Below are 14,081 nucleotides of genomic sequence, written 5' to 3' on the forward strand. Positions count from 1 at the left end.
GGTGGTACCACGGTAGCGCGTCCCTTTTGGGACGCGCTTTTTTTGATGTGTTTTGTTGTAGGCAGTTTTAATTGCAAGGAGGATTTTAATGAATGATAAATTACTAGTAGTCAAAGAAGATGTTGATCGTTTAATCGCTACTGCGATCCAAGAAATTGGAACAGCTGAGTCAAGTAAGGCTCTTCAAGATATTCGGGTGAAATATACTGGAAAAAAAGGTGAACTCACCCAAATCTCTAAGCAAATGAAAGATTTAGAAAAAGATGAAAAGCCAGTACTGGGGCAATTAATCAATGAGTTTCACCAAACCTTTAATAAAACGATTGAAAGAAAGCAAGAGGAAGTAACTCAAAAGGAGTTAGCTGCTCAGTTAGCTAGCGAAAGCATGGATATTAGTTTACCTGGAAGACGGCAAAATTTTGGAACGCGTCACTTATTGACTCAAACCAGGGAAGATTTAGAAGACCTCTTCTTAGGAATGGGGTATCAAGTGATTGAAGGGCCAGAAGTTGAATTAGATTCATATAATTTTGAAAAAATGAACTTGCCTAAAAACCATCCTGCTCGAGATATGCAAGACACCTTTTATATTTCGGAAGAAGTCTTATTGAGAACACATACCTCACCTGTTCAGGCTCGAGCAATGGAAAAGCATGACTTTGAAAAAAATGGACCTCTAAAAATGGTCTCACCAGGTAAAGTTTTCAGAAGAGATAATGATGATGCGACTCACTCCCATCAGTTCCATCAATTAGAAGGGTTACTCGTAGCCGAAAAAATCACCATGGCTGATTTGAAGGGAACACTTTTACAATTTGCTAAAGCTTTCTTTGGGGAAGAGCGAGAGATCAGATTAAGACCTTCATTTTTTTCATTTACAGAACCTTCGGTAGAAGTTGATGTCTCATGTTTTAAATGTGGTGGTCAAGGTTGTGGTATATGTAAAGGAACAGGCTGGATAGAAGTTTTAGGAGCAGGATTGGTTCATCCCAACGTTCTAGAAATGTCCGGCATTGATTCAACAAAATATAGTGGCTTTGCATTTGGAGTAGGAATTGATCGTGTAGCTATGTTGAAACATAATGTTGACGATATACGTCATTTCTATCAAAATGACTTGCGCTTCTTGACACAATTCAAAGGAGGTCAAAATTAATGTATGCTTCTTATAAGTGGTTAACAGAGTTTTTAGATTTAAGTGATATATCTGCCGAAGAATTGGCAGAAAAAATGTCTCGCACAGGAATTGAGATTGAAGGCGTTGATAATCTTTCAGACTCACTTCAGGGCCCGTTAGTCGTAGGTTTGGTTGAAGAACTGGAAGCACATCCTGATTCCGATCATTTACAAATTGCCCAAGTAGATGTTGGAAGTTATGGCAGAAAACAAATCGTTTGTGGAGCGCCAAATGTTAAACAAGGTGTCAAAGTCATTACTGCTTTAGAAGGTTGTGTGTTGCCAAATGATTTCAAAATTAAAGAATCTAAACTAAGAGGTCAAATTTCTCAAGGGATGTTATGTTCTTTACAAGAAATTGGCTTTTCAGAAAAGGTTGTACCTAAAGAATTCGTGGATGGAATCTATCTTCTGGATGATGAAGCTCCAATTGGACAAGATATTGTTGAGTATATGGAACTAGATGATCCTATTTTAGAATTATCAATTACCCCAAACCGAGCAGATGCTTTATCGATGCGCGGAGTAGCTTATGAAGTGGGTGCGATTATTTCCCAAGTGCCTCTGTTTAAGGAGTTAAGAATTAATGATCATCAATTAGTACCGATTGAGGTATTGAATCGCTTAGAATTAAACATTGAAGAATACGGTTTAAGTGACCACTATCAATTAAGACTATTAAAGAATATAAAAGTTAAACCAAGTCCTGTTAAGATGCAGAGTCGTTTGATGAAGGCTAATATTCGCCCAATAAACAATCTAGTCGATGTCACCAATTATTATCTTATGCTTTACGGTCAACCAATGCATGCCTTCGATTTTGATCAATTACCAGGTGAAGAGATTGGGGTCCGCTACGCTAAGAAAAATGAGAAGTTAATGACGCTAGATGAAGTAGAAAGGAGTTTAACTACTGAAGATATCGTAATTACAGCTAATGATCAAGTAATAGCCATTGCAGGTGTCATGGGAGGGTTAGATAGTCACGTGACAGACAAGACCCAAAATGTCCTATTAGAAACAGCAGTTTTTAACCCACAAGCTGTTCGATCAACTTCCCGTCGTTTAGGTGTGAGATCTGAATCATCTGCGCGCTTTGAAAAGGGGATTAATCTTGCAACGCTTTCAGAAGCAGGCGACCAAGCGACTATTTTAATGGCTCAGTTGGCAGATGCACAGATTGAAAAAGGTGTATTGGAAGTAAATACATGCATGGTTCAATCAGAAGTCATCAAGTTGCCAATACAAATGATTGAAGATAAATTAGGAATTCAGTTAAATCAAGAGCAGATTCAATCGATTTTTGATCGACTTGGTTTTGAAATAGCGTTCATTAAAGATCAATTGAGTGTCACTATACCTCCCCGTCGTTGGGATATTAAGATTCCAGCTGATATTTTAGAAGAAGTGGCGAGAATATACGGCTATGATAAAATTCCTGTAACGCTACCTACCGTGCCAAGTCTTCCAGCTCAATTGAATAATCGACAAAAATTAAGAAGAGCAACAAGAGCTTTGGCTGAAGGATTAGGGCTGAATGAAACCGTATCATACGTTTTAATCTCACCTGAATTTGCTGATTTAAACGCTATCTCAGACCGTTATGTGTCACTACTGTTACCTATGTCTGAAGACAGATCTCTATTGAGACAGTCAATGTTACCATCCTTTTTAGAAATTGCACGCTATAACAAGGCTCGACATAATAAGCCATTAGCCTTCTATGAAATAGGTAAGGTTTTCTTAAAGACAGAGGCTAATCAGCAACCAGAAGAAAAAGAAAGGCTCAGTTTCTTTTTGTCTGGAGAAAAAAGTCCTTCTGATTGGGAAAAAGCAAGTCAAAACTATGATTTTTATGATCTCAAAGGAATTATCGAGCAGGTATTTGATCAGCTGCGTTTAAGTGACAACCTGACCTTTGAACGTCTTGAAGATTTAGATTTTATGCATCCTGGGCAAACTGCTAACATACTGCTTGAAGGTCAAATTATTGGCTTTATGGGAAAACTACACCCTCAACTAGCTGAGCAATTTGATTTAGCTAAAGAAAGTTTATTTGCTGAAATTAATTTTGATGCTTTAGTTGCATTTAAGAGAAACTTGCTAACACAAAGCCCGTTAGCTAAATACCCAGCTACTTCTCGTGATATCGCACTTTTAGTCGATCGCTCGATGGACCACCAAACTTTAGTTGATTTGATTTATGATCATGCAGGACATAACTTGATAAATGTTCACTTGTTTGACCGTTATACTGGAGATAATATTGAGGCTGATAAACAATCTTTAGCTTATCATCTCACCTTCCAGAATCCGACTAAAACATTAGAAGATAAAGAAATAAAAGAAGCGATGGATCAAGTGATCAAGGCTCTTGAAAGTATAGATAATGTAGAAATTCGATAAATTAAAAATTCACTACTCCATTAATGGAGTAGTGAATTTTGTTTTGCTTATTATTAAATTAAGCGAGTTTCCATTTTGCAAAAGCGGTTAGATAGCGCTCATTAATAACGGTTGTATCAGTCAGCATGTCTAAAGGGTGTTGATGCTTTTTGGTGAAAATGAGAATCAAGGCAATGAACGGAACAAAATAGAAGATCACGCGACCAAAAACTTCTCGAATCATCAAAGTTGAAAAGTTTAGTTTATGAACCTGCGAATTAATCGGAACCACCCGTAAGTCAAACAAGATTTTACCAGGTGTTTGTCCCTTGAGGGTCAAAGTCATTAAGAAAAAGTAGAGACAGTAAATAATTAGATTGAAGAACAAGGGCAAGTTACCCCATAAAATGTCTTTATTCATTTCGCCAATGATATTAGTGAGAATGGTTGAAATTAAGGAAATCAATACAAAATCAACGATATATGCAGCTAAGCGCACCCAGAAGCCCGCATAGACCTCATTAGGTAAATGATCATAGCCATTTTCTCTAATCTGTTGGTCTACAATTTCTAATTGAATAGGATCAATATTAGATTCTTGATTTTCTTTAAGTGCCGCATCTCTTTGCTCTTGGTTAGTAAAGGGGTTGAGACCAGCGTTTTTACGATTTTTAGGCTCAAGTTGAGAAGGCTGAGTAGGCTCAGGTTTTTCTTCTTTTAAAGGGCGCAATGAATTTTGTTCTAAATCTGAGTGAATTTCTGAAGTCTTTTCTTCTTCGAGCAAGCTTGGATTAATCTTTTCATTAGTATCATCTAGAAGTGTTTTGAGTTCTTCTTTATCAAGTTGAACAGGGGTCATATTACATACCACCTTCCCAGCGATATTCGATTTGAGGAAGCACTTCTTCTTTTACGCGATTTAATATTTGATCAAACTGTTCAGCATAATTATCCTCTGATTTCATGAAGGCAGGGAAAAGAGAATTAAAACGGTCTTGCGGAGCTGTTTTTTCGAAAACTTCAGCTGACTCTAGGTTGTTTTCTTGACGAATAAGATCGATGACTTGTCGATAATATAGAATATCATCAATTAAACCATTATCTTTAGCTTGCTTAGCCGTATAAATTCGACCATCAGCTAACTCGCGGACACGTTCTTCAGACATATCACGTCCGTCTACAACCACTTGGACAAAACGATCAAAGGCTTCATCAATATAAGCTTGGAAGACTTCTTCTTCTTCTTTAGTCATTTCACGAGTAGTTGAACCTATATCTTTCATTTTGCCAGATTTGAAGACATAAGGGTCTACACCCACTTTGTCATAGAGTTCTTTCATATTATAGCCAGACATAATCACGCCAATAGATCCCGTAATGGTTTCTGGTGTAGCATAAACTTTATCAGCTAACATGGCATAATAAAAACCGCCAGAAGCAGCAACTTGACCCATTGAAGCATAAACAGGAATTTCTCTTTCTGCGATTACTTCTTTGAATAAGTCATATGCTTCACGTGTTTCATAAACCGCTCCACCTGGTGTATTGAGATCAAATAGCACAGCTTTAATGGTATTATCGCTACGGATTTGTTCAATAGTATCTAAAATAAGATCTTGATCATATGTAGGTGACCCTGCTCCAATGACACCTTCAATCGGAATAACCAATATACGTTGGTCAGAAGAGCCTTCTTCACGCACTTTCTCAGTAAAGTCTTTTGAGATTCCAAACATTGAGTCAATGGTTTCATTAGCCCATTCTTCGCTTAACCTTTTATCTGTTGGCTGCTGAAAAGCATTTGATAAACTAGAGGCTATGATTAAAATTAGAGCAAAAGCAACAACTATCCATTTTTTCTTTGACATATTTGACACCATCCTTTGTATTTTATTTTAACATTTTTGGCCGAAAATATGAATGATAAGCTATCTATTCAAACAAAAAACACCTGATGAACAGGTGTACTCTCTTTTTAGTCGAAGTGATCATTTTCAAATGTATCTAAAATTTGACGTGCTTGGCCGGAATCTTCTGCTTCCATTAACTGGATTCTTAATTCATGAGCCCCTTTAAATTCTCGCAGATAGATCTTAAAAGATCTTCTTAAAGCTGGAAAGGGATGGAGCTGGTAATGGTCAAACAGGTCTAAATGGTAACGAAAGAGATCTATTAATTCTGTGGCGGAATGAGTACGCGGCTGTTTTTCAAAAGCAAAAGGATTATGAAAGACACCCCGACCGATCATTATTCCATCAATTCCATAGGTTTCGAACAATTCAATTCCTTTTTGACGATCTGGAATATCTCCGTTGATTGTTAAGAGAGTTTGTGGGGCGTATTGATCACGCAAGTTTTTAATATCACCGATCAAATCCCAATGAGCAGGGACTTTAGACATTTCAGTTTTGGTTCTTAAATGAATCGATAAGTTTGCTATATCTTGTTCAAATAAATGCTTTAGCCATTCCTTATATTCTTCCACTTGATGATGACCTAAACGTGTTTTGACTGAAACAGGAATATCTGCTTTTTTACTAGCCTGTATCAATTCGGCGGCCACTTTGGGTCTTAAAATCAAGCCAGAACCTCGGCCGTGTTTAAATACGTTGGGAGCAGGACATCCCATATTAATATCAATACCTGCAAATCCTTCTTCTTTCATGCCAGATGCCATTTGCTCAAAAAATTCAGGCCGGTCGCCCCAAATATGCGCTACAATCGGTTGTTCATCATCTGTTTTAATTAATCGGCCGCGTACTGATTCTTTTCCTAAAGGGTGACAATAAGATTCAGAATTTGTGAATTCAGTAAAAAAGACATCGGGTCTTCCTGCTCTCGCAATCACATGCCGAAAAGCTACATCAGTAACATCTTCCATTGGTGCTAAAACAAAGAAGGGTTTTGGTAAAGATTGCCAAAAATTTTCTGTCAAGATGCTAAGACTCCTTTCATAAAATATAATCCTTAAAAGATTACCATAAATAAATGAGGATGCAAGTAAAGAAAACCTTTTATAAATTAATTTTAAGTGAGATTTGAAAAATAGGAGCACTTTAAAGTAAGAGTTAATTGACTGTTAAATAAGAACATTTTTAGAGTAAACTCATCAATTTAAGGATTATCGGTCGTATCTTTTGCAAAACTATTCTATGACTTTTACAATTAGACTTATAAATAACACAAGGAGGAAAACTATATGGTACAAATGAAAGCTGCTCGTTGGTATGGCCAAAAGGATATCCGTGTAGAAGAAGTTGAAGTTCCTAAAGTTGGGGCAAAACAAGTAAAGATAGCTATTAAATATACCGGAATATGTGGATCTGATTTACATGAATATTTAGCTGGACCTATATTTATTCCCGCAAATACCCCGCATCCTCTTTCAGGGGTAAAAGCACCTTTAACTTTGGGACATGAATTTAGTGGTGAAGTAGTTGAAGTCGGTGAAGAAGTAAAAAACGTAAATGTTGGCGATCGTGTCACAGTAGAACCAATCATTGCTGAAAACGGTCTGATTGGTGATTATAATTTAGATCCCTACTTAAATTTCGTTGGTTTAGCGGCTGATGGTGGTTTTGCTGAATTTTGTGTTTGTGATGCAGAACTCGCTCATATTATTCCTGACAGCTTAAGTTATGAACAAGCGGCTCTAACTGAACCATCTGCTGTTGCTTTATATGCTGTTAGACAATCAGCCTTTAAAGCTGGAGATACAGCGGCAGTCTTTGGTTGCGGTCCAATTGGACTTCTAGTTATAGAAGCGTTAAAGGCCGCAGGAGCAACTAAAATTTATGCGATAGAGTTATCTCCGGAGCGTCAGGCTAAAGCAGAGGAATTAGGCGCAATTGTGGTGCGTCCTAAAGAAAATGAAGAAATGGTAGAAGCGATTTATTCATTAACAAACGGTGGAGTAGATGTTTCTTATGAAGTTACTGGGGTTCCAATTGTTTTAAAACAAGCGCTGGAGTCTGTCCATAAAGGTGGAGAATGTATGGTCGTTTCGATCTTTGAGAAAGAGGCTTCAATTCAACCTAATGTATTAGTAACGGGTGAGAAAACTATGAAAGGTACTATTGCTTACCGTCATATTTTCCCAAATGTTTTAGAATTAATGGAAAAAGGCTATTTTTCTGCTGATAAAATTGTTACTAAGAAGATAATATTAGATGACATTGTAGCTAATGGTTTCGAAGAACTAAGTAAAGACAAATCACAGGTTAAAATTTTGGTTTCACCTAAATAAGCTACATAAAAATATTAGCAGCTCTTAATTGAGCTGTTTTTATGTGGAAAAAAGATCGTATTCAACTAATTATACGTTCACTCGTTAAATTATTAAAAGTGAGGAAAAAGCATGTCAAATATATATAATAAAACATACAAAGTGACGGACGAGCATTCTGCTGCCAAGATCGGATCAGGTGATTTGAAGGTTCTCTCAACTCCGTCGCTGATTGCCTTTATGGAAAATGCAGCCTATGAACTCTGTCAAACAAAAATCAAAGATAAAAATGTGGAAACAACAGTGGGGATAGCGATACAGGTAAAGCATCTAAGAGCCAGTGCGATTGGTAATCAAGTTAAAGTGAATATAACTAAACTTCAAAAAGAAGGAAGCATCTATACTGTAGAATTGGCAGCTTATGATAGGGATCAATTAATTGGAGAAGCGATTCACCAACGAGCTATCGTGAATATCGATCGATTTATGGCCAAAGTCAAGTAAGACTCTCTAATGTAAACAAATCATGGAAGCTATTCAGTTTACAAACTAACTGTGATAAGATAAGGCAAGTTAGTAGTTAAACTGGAAAATGGAGGATCTTAAATGGCGACTTTTTTTGAAATGCTGAGCATTCAACTCGTGTTAATTATTTATGTTCTTGCGGGTGTTCTGGCTTATAAAAAAGGGATGATTACGGACCAGAATCGTCCCGGTTTGATCAAACTAATCGTAGAAATATTAGTACCTGCTTTAATTTTTAAATCTTTTTTTAATATTACTTGGGATATTATCGCTCTTAGTTTTCAAACCTTAATCATTGCAACAGTAATTTATACTACCATCACTCTTGTGGGGGGCTATTTTTATCGTGATTTACCAGAAAAACAAGCTAAAATTCTTCATTATGCAACGCTTTGTAATAGCGCTGGATTTGCAGGCTTGCCAATTGTCACTTCATTATTTGGTGAGTTAGGTTCGATCTTAGCGGCCGTTTATTTAATCCCTCACCGAATTTTCACCTATACAATCGGTATTTCACTTTTGGTAAAACAAGAGAAAGATCTAAAAACAACCCTATTATCCTTCATCAAAAATCCGATGATTTTAGCAGTTTTCTTTGGTTTGATCATGGGATTAAGTCAGATTCAACTACCTACTTTTATCGTTAATAGTTTAAATGGCCTTAGCGGAACGGTAACTCCTCTTTCCATGGTAGCGATTGGTTCAATTATTGGTTCGGTGAAAATGGAAGCTCTTTTTGAAAAAGCTGTCCTTCGGTTTGTCTGGGTACGCATGCTATTTATTCCTTTAATCGTTCTGATGGTATTAAAAGTCATGCACGTCGATCAACAAGTAGTAGGTATGTGTGTAGTAATGGCAACAATGCCGGCAGGTGCTACTACACCCATTCTAGCTGCCAAATATGACTTAGATGTTGCACTAGCTTCTAAGTTAACCTTTGTGTCAATTATATTGTCGCTCTTTTTAAGTCCTGCCTTTTTGGCATTTGTCTAATAGGTAAAATGATCGGAGTTGCAATTTAATGACTGAGATACGATTAAAAAAGATTTCTAATCAAGAACTTCATACTATCTGGCAAGTAGGCTTTACTCAAGATATGCCTGAATGGGCTCAATACAATGGGCCATACTTTGAAGCGTATCAAAGCTATCCCAATTTTCAAACCTTTTTGTCAAGTAAGGATGCTGCCTATTTACTAAATGAAGAAAAGGTAAGAGCGATTCTTTTAGACAATATACCCATTGGAATGGTAAGCAGATATTGGGAAGATGAGAAAACACTTTGGTTGGAAATTGGTGTAATCATATATGATGCTAAATATTGGAATAAAGGCATCGCATACAATGCTTTAATTCAATGGATAAACCAAACCTTTTATGATTTTCCTGAACTTGAACATATTGGTCTGACTACTTGGTCAGGCAATCCAGGGATGATGCGACTGGCTGAGAAATTAGGCATGAAACAAGAAGCGTGTATCCGCAAAGTACGTTACTGGCAAGGTGTTTATTATGACAGTGTTAAATACGGTGTTTTACGCCAGGAATGGTATAAGAATTAAAGAGAGCTATCCATATTTTATGCCCCCAAAAAGTTGGACCAAAAATCTAACTTTTTAGGGGCACTTTATCAGTCACCATGACAACATCAGTATCTGTCTAAATGTCTTTTTTCCACCTGGTTCTGTTTGCTATGGTTCTTCATAGTCATGATGTCCCTCTGCGTAAGTTAATAAAACGTAGCTTCCGCTAAAATAAAACCGACATCGTATGCTACAGTTACTATATCTTCATCCGCCGCCTTATAAGAGGTTCCAACTGTGATATAAATGGCTCCAAATTCTTAAGCGTGTTCTTTTAACTCTGCAATTTAAATTTTTTCGAAAGATTTCGTTGCTGTAAAATTGCTTGTGGATTACAAGAGGGAACAAAAAATATTATTAATTATAACTGTTTGAAGTTGAACAAATGCGATAGTATAACGAACAGTTTTATAGAATTTCTCGTGATTATCGTTGTGTTTTAATTTTTTGCAATAAACAAAAGCACCGACTATTTGATTAATAGATGGTGCTTGAGTTAACTTTTTAAGCAAATGCTGTTTCGACTATTTGATGGCCCTTAACCATAACTGGTTGACAGTGGCCTTTCTTTAATTCTATGGCAAGTTCATAAATATTTGACACTTTGTTGGGGAAATAAGTAGCATAGACTCCGACTTGGCCAAAATGATGAGCATCACTACCTCCTACACATTGTAAATCATGCTCTTTAGCTACAGAAAATGCTGTTTTGTTTTCTTCTAAAGTTGAGTTTCCGTTCAATACTTCTACTGCATGAAGTCCTTTAACTTTGTAAATCTGATCGCCAAGACCCCGATTATTATTGCGATAAGGATGAGCAGCAGTGCAGGCTCCGCCTTTTTGATTAACATAATTAACAAATTCTTGTGCACTTAAACCGGATTCTGGCAACTCATCAATGCCGTAAGCTAAAATATCACCTTCTGTTGTTAAATATTCCACACCAACAAAGATCGGAAAGTCAAGACGCTGACGGGCTTGATTGACCAGAGCAGTGAAACCAATAGAATCATGATCGGTTATGCAAACAGCATCTAATCCAATCAATTTGGCTCTTTCGACAATTTGTTCTATAGTCATAAAGCTGTCAGGGGAAAATGTTTTTTCGTGCATATGAAGATCAATTAGCATTTTTTTAGTCCTTTCAGAAATTGATTTTGCTTATTTAAAATAACCATCCCATCTATTTTATCCAAGATATAGGGCGGGTTCAAAAATGATAACCGTTAAGGCTGAATACTTATAGCTGTCTTCATATCAATTCTAGCAAGAGCTAAAGAGAATCATCTTATTATTTATTAAAAAAAATCATACGGTTCATGAATTCAAATTATAAGAAAAAATATGTCTTAGATTAAAAAATAATTAGAATAGATTTAACATATAGAAAAACGGTTACAAATTTGATAATATACAGTTAAAATAATTTGGAGGCACTTTATGAAGTTACTGTAAAATTACAAAAGTTCGTATCTTTTCAATAAATTCTCTAATCGTTTTACTTACTTATTAAAGTGTCGACCAGTATATGCAACAAATAGTTGAATATAGACGAAATAATTTTAAAAAAATAGTACATTTATTGTGAAATCTTATGGGTATGACGGCAAACAAGAGTTTAAGTTTTTATTAAGCTTTCGTGATCAACAACCTTCTAAAACATTGCAGTTGATCAGGTAAATAAATTGATTTGGTTAATTACTTTTATGAAGATTCGGAAATGAAGCATATATTAAAACACAAAACAATAACTGTCTTAGGTATGTTAAATCCTTATTTATTTTTTGAATATACTGATTAAACCTGGCTTTTTAAATTAGAATAATTGTTAGTAATTTACATTTAAATTAATAATTAGAGGTGTAAATATGAAAGTTCTGGCAAACTTTAAAATTCGATGTGTTTTTTTCTTGGCGTTATTTACCTTATTTGCATACCTAATGGTAAGACCAATCTATGATAGTTATGTTTTTTATAAAGAGCGTGATAAAAGTACGATAATTGTTTTGGCAGGCGTATATGGTTATGAGGGTAAAGAGGAATTCGAGCCAATGTTAACATACCTTGAAGAGTTACCGGCGGAATATTTGAATTCAGCTGAGCGCGGAATAGTGGATCGCGCCCGTTATTTTAGTACAGATCCCGAACTAGGAATCGTTTTAAAAAAGGGTGGAATAATTGTTGTCGGCTTATTTATCTTTTATTTAATAATCGAATACTGCTTGACTAGAACATATACGATTTAGCAGGGACAGAATTTATTAAAAATCGAATAACATAATCAAATATTTTCGCTACCTACTATATAGTGGGTAGTTTTATATAATTCCTTAACTTTCACAATGAGAACTTTCTAAGCTACTTTTCATATAGATTTAACTAAGTTTTGCGTAATTAATAGTATACTATGAATCATGAACGGTTATTTCAATCAAATGGTTGAGTGATCCTTTTTTAAGGTTTTTTTAGAAAACGCTTGCAGATTTAAATTTAGAACATCTATGTTAGTAAGTCGAATTAAAAGGAGATAGAGATGATTAAATACCAAATCCCTGGAAATGAAACAATTGAAATTTCGAATTTGGTTATTGATTTCAATGGAACTATTGCAGAAGATGGGAAATTGATTGAGGGAGTAGCAGAACTTTTGATAAATTTGTCTGGAAAAATCAAAATTTATATTGCAACGGCTGATACCTATGGGACGGTTAAAACTCAATGTGAAAGTCTACCCGTTGAACTAGCGACTTTCCCTTCGAATAAAGCAGCACTTTCTAAAAAAGCCTTAGTAGAACTTCTTGGATCTGAAAATTGCGCTTGCATTGGCAATGGGTATAATGACGGAGAAATGATGAGTCTAGCTGCCTTAGCCATTGCAGTTGTAGGAACAGAGGGGTTAGCTACAGCATGTATCCGTAAAGCAGATATTGTTGCTCCTTCTATTCACTCTGCTCTGGGTATGTTGTTGAAACCTGATCATATAAAAGCAACATTACGTCATTAAAAGGTTAAAGGAGATTTTATATGAACAAAAAGTATTGGGCTTATGCCTTTGAGAAGACATTACCCATAGGACTAGTTTATCTTATGTTAGCCTTAGGTTTTGGTATAATGATGCAGGCAAAAGGTTTTAGTTGGATATGGGCACTCTGCTTAAGTCTTTTTGTCTATTCAGGATCGATTCAATTTCTAGCTCCTGTAATTTTATCTTCAGGAACTGGGTTTTTTGATACGTTTATTTTAACCTTTATGGTCAATTTTCGTCTTCTATTTTATGGTATTAGTCAGCTAGAAAGATACAAACACATAAAGGGCTGGCGCAAAATATATCTAATTCATGGGTTAACCGATGAAACATTTGCGCTCGTTTCCACAGATCAACTGCCTGAGGGAATAGATCGTGAAAAATATTCATTATATGTAACGTTACTTAATCATATGTACTGGATTTCCGGAAGTATTTTAGGTAATTTAGCCGGAGATTTATTGCCATTCTCGACAGAAGGAATTGATTTTGCATTAACCGCACTGTTTTTCGTAGTTGTGTTGAATCAATGGGAGGCGACTAATAATCACAAACCTGCTTTGTTAGGAGTGATGTCTGGTTTCTTCTTTTTTATTATTTTTGGCCCGGATAACTTTATGTTACCTTCAATGCTTGTAGTCATTGCTTTTCTCTTAATTGAAAATCGGCTTAAAGGAGGACATCCTGATTATGTCTAAATTACACGCAGTTCTTTTAATTTTGATCATGGCCATTGTGACGATCAGTATTCGAGGGCTTCCCTTTATTATTTTCAAAAAACATACGCCGATTTGGGTAATTTACTTAGGCCAAGTTTTTCCTTATGCGATTATGACAATCTTATTAATTTATACATTTAAGGATATTGCTTATACTTACCAGCGAAGTATTGCGACAGTTCTTTCTTGTATACTTGTATTTATCCTACACAAATGGCGTCACTCTACTATATTGTCTATTTTAGGGGGAACTATTTTGTATATGGTATTAGTCCAAACGCTCTGTCATTAAAACATGTTGTTAAATACGAATATACTTAAATTCAAGTTAAAAGCCAAGGGTACGGTCCTTGGCTTTTCGTTTGACTTATTTTTTATTTGAAGGATCATAAATCGAAACCTACTCTTAGGTAGATATAAGCAAACCTTTATTCCGATCAAGCG

Annotated in this window: 14 protein-coding genes; 10 read left to right on the top strand and 4 right to left on the bottom strand. The window is 35.8% G+C overall.

Features of this window, described 5'->3' with window-relative positions; genetic code table 11:
• Window positions 1-88: 88 nt before the first annotated feature.
• A complete protein-coding gene (gene pheS, locus HF969_RS08870; RefSeq protein WP_090290382.1) occupies window positions 89-1,156 on the top strand; it encodes a phenylalanine--tRNA ligase subunit alpha in 1,068 nt (355 codons plus the stop codon).
• Window positions 1,156-3,582, top strand: coding sequence for a phenylalanine--tRNA ligase subunit beta (pheT, locus tag HF969_RS08875; RefSeq protein WP_090290381.1), 2,427 nt, complete (start codon window positions 1,156-1,158; stop codon window positions 3,580-3,582). The genes pheS and pheT overlap by 1 nt, the downstream gene beginning before the upstream one ends.
• Before the next feature lie 58 nt (window positions 3,583-3,640).
• Here pheT and HF969_RS08880 read toward each other — a convergent pair whose 3' ends face one another.
• The 3 genes from HF969_RS08880 to HF969_RS08890 all read right to left on the bottom strand — a co-directional run bounded on the left by HF969_RS08880 (window position 3,641) and on the right by HF969_RS08890 (window position 6,496).
• Entirely contained in the window at window positions 3,641-4,420 is a 780-nt protein-coding gene (locus HF969_RS08880; RefSeq protein WP_090290380.1) for an RDD family protein, read from the bottom strand.
• 1 nt (window position 4,421) lies between these two features.
• A complete protein-coding gene (gene sppA / locus HF969_RS08885; protein ID WP_090290379.1) occupies window positions 4,422-5,429 on the bottom strand; it encodes a signal peptide peptidase SppA in 1,008 nt (335 codons plus the stop codon).
• 107 nt (window positions 5,430-5,536) lie between these two features.
• Window positions 5,537-6,496: a tRNA dihydrouridine synthase gene (locus HF969_RS08890; protein ID WP_090290378.1), complete on the bottom strand. Its 960-nt coding sequence runs from the start codon at window positions 6,494-6,496 to the stop codon at window positions 5,537-5,539.
• A 264-nt stretch (window positions 6,497-6,760) separates the two neighbouring features.
• Between HF969_RS08890 and HF969_RS08895 the strand changes: the two genes are divergently transcribed.
• The 4 genes from HF969_RS08895 (at window position 6,761) to HF969_RS08910 (ending at window position 9,872) form a co-directional block, all read left to right on the top strand.
• Entirely contained in the window at window positions 6,761-7,807 is a 1,047-nt protein-coding gene (locus tag HF969_RS08895) for a 2,3-butanediol dehydrogenase (protein ID WP_090290377.1), read from the top strand.
• A gap of 111 nt (window positions 7,808-7,918) precedes the next feature.
• Complete coding sequence (locus tag HF969_RS08900; protein WP_090290376.1) at window positions 7,919-8,290, top strand: thioesterase family protein; 372 nt, start codon at window positions 7,919-7,921, stop codon at window positions 8,288-8,290.
• A 102-nt stretch (window positions 8,291-8,392) separates the two neighbouring features.
• Window positions 8,393-9,304 carry an AEC family transporter gene (locus HF969_RS08905; RefSeq protein ID WP_090290375.1) on the top strand — a complete coding sequence of 304 codons (912 nt, stop codon included), beginning with the start codon at window positions 8,393-8,395 and terminating at the stop codon, window positions 9,302-9,304.
• A 28-nt stretch (window positions 9,305-9,332) separates the two neighbouring features.
• Complete coding sequence (locus HF969_RS08910; protein WP_090290374.1) at window positions 9,333-9,872, top strand: GNAT family N-acetyltransferase; 540 nt, start codon at window positions 9,333-9,335, stop codon at window positions 9,870-9,872.
• 525 nt (window positions 9,873-10,397) lie between these two features.
• Here HF969_RS08910 and HF969_RS08915 read toward each other — a convergent pair.
• Window positions 10,398-11,024 (bottom strand): PHP domain-containing protein, encoded by a 627-nt coding sequence (locus HF969_RS08915; protein WP_090290373.1) that lies wholly within the window; start codon window positions 11,022-11,024, stop codon window positions 10,398-10,400.
• Between the two features lie 737 nt (window positions 11,025-11,761).
• Here HF969_RS08915 and HF969_RS08920 point away from each other — a divergent pair.
• The 4 genes from HF969_RS08920 to HF969_RS08935 all read left to right on the top strand — a co-directional run bounded on the left by HF969_RS08920 (window position 11,762) and on the right by HF969_RS08935 (window position 13,929).
• Window positions 11,762-12,139 (top strand): hypothetical protein, encoded by a 378-nt coding sequence (locus HF969_RS08920; protein ID WP_090290372.1) that lies wholly within the window; start codon window positions 11,762-11,764, stop codon window positions 12,137-12,139.
• A 287-nt stretch (window positions 12,140-12,426) separates the two neighbouring features.
• Window positions 12,427-12,897 (top strand): HAD family hydrolase, encoded by a 471-nt coding sequence (locus HF969_RS08925; RefSeq protein ID WP_090290371.1) that lies wholly within the window; start codon window positions 12,427-12,429, stop codon window positions 12,895-12,897.
• A 20-nt stretch (window positions 12,898-12,917) separates the two neighbouring features.
• Window positions 12,918-13,616 (top strand): AzlC family ABC transporter permease, encoded by a 699-nt coding sequence (locus tag HF969_RS08930; protein WP_090290370.1) that lies wholly within the window; start codon window positions 12,918-12,920, stop codon window positions 13,614-13,616.
• On the top strand, window positions 13,609-13,929 hold the full coding sequence (locus HF969_RS08935) for a branched-chain amino acid transporter permease (RefSeq protein ID WP_090290369.1): 321 nt from the start codon (window positions 13,609-13,611) through the stop codon (window positions 13,927-13,929). Before HF969_RS08930 ends, HF969_RS08935 begins: the two co-directional genes overlap by 8 nt.
• Window positions 13,930-14,081 lie beyond the last annotated feature (152 nt).

It is taken from the genome of Facklamia miroungae (genome assembly GCF_012396555.1).
GTDB lineage: Bacteria > Bacillota > Bacilli > Lactobacillales > Aerococcaceae > Facklamia > Facklamia miroungae.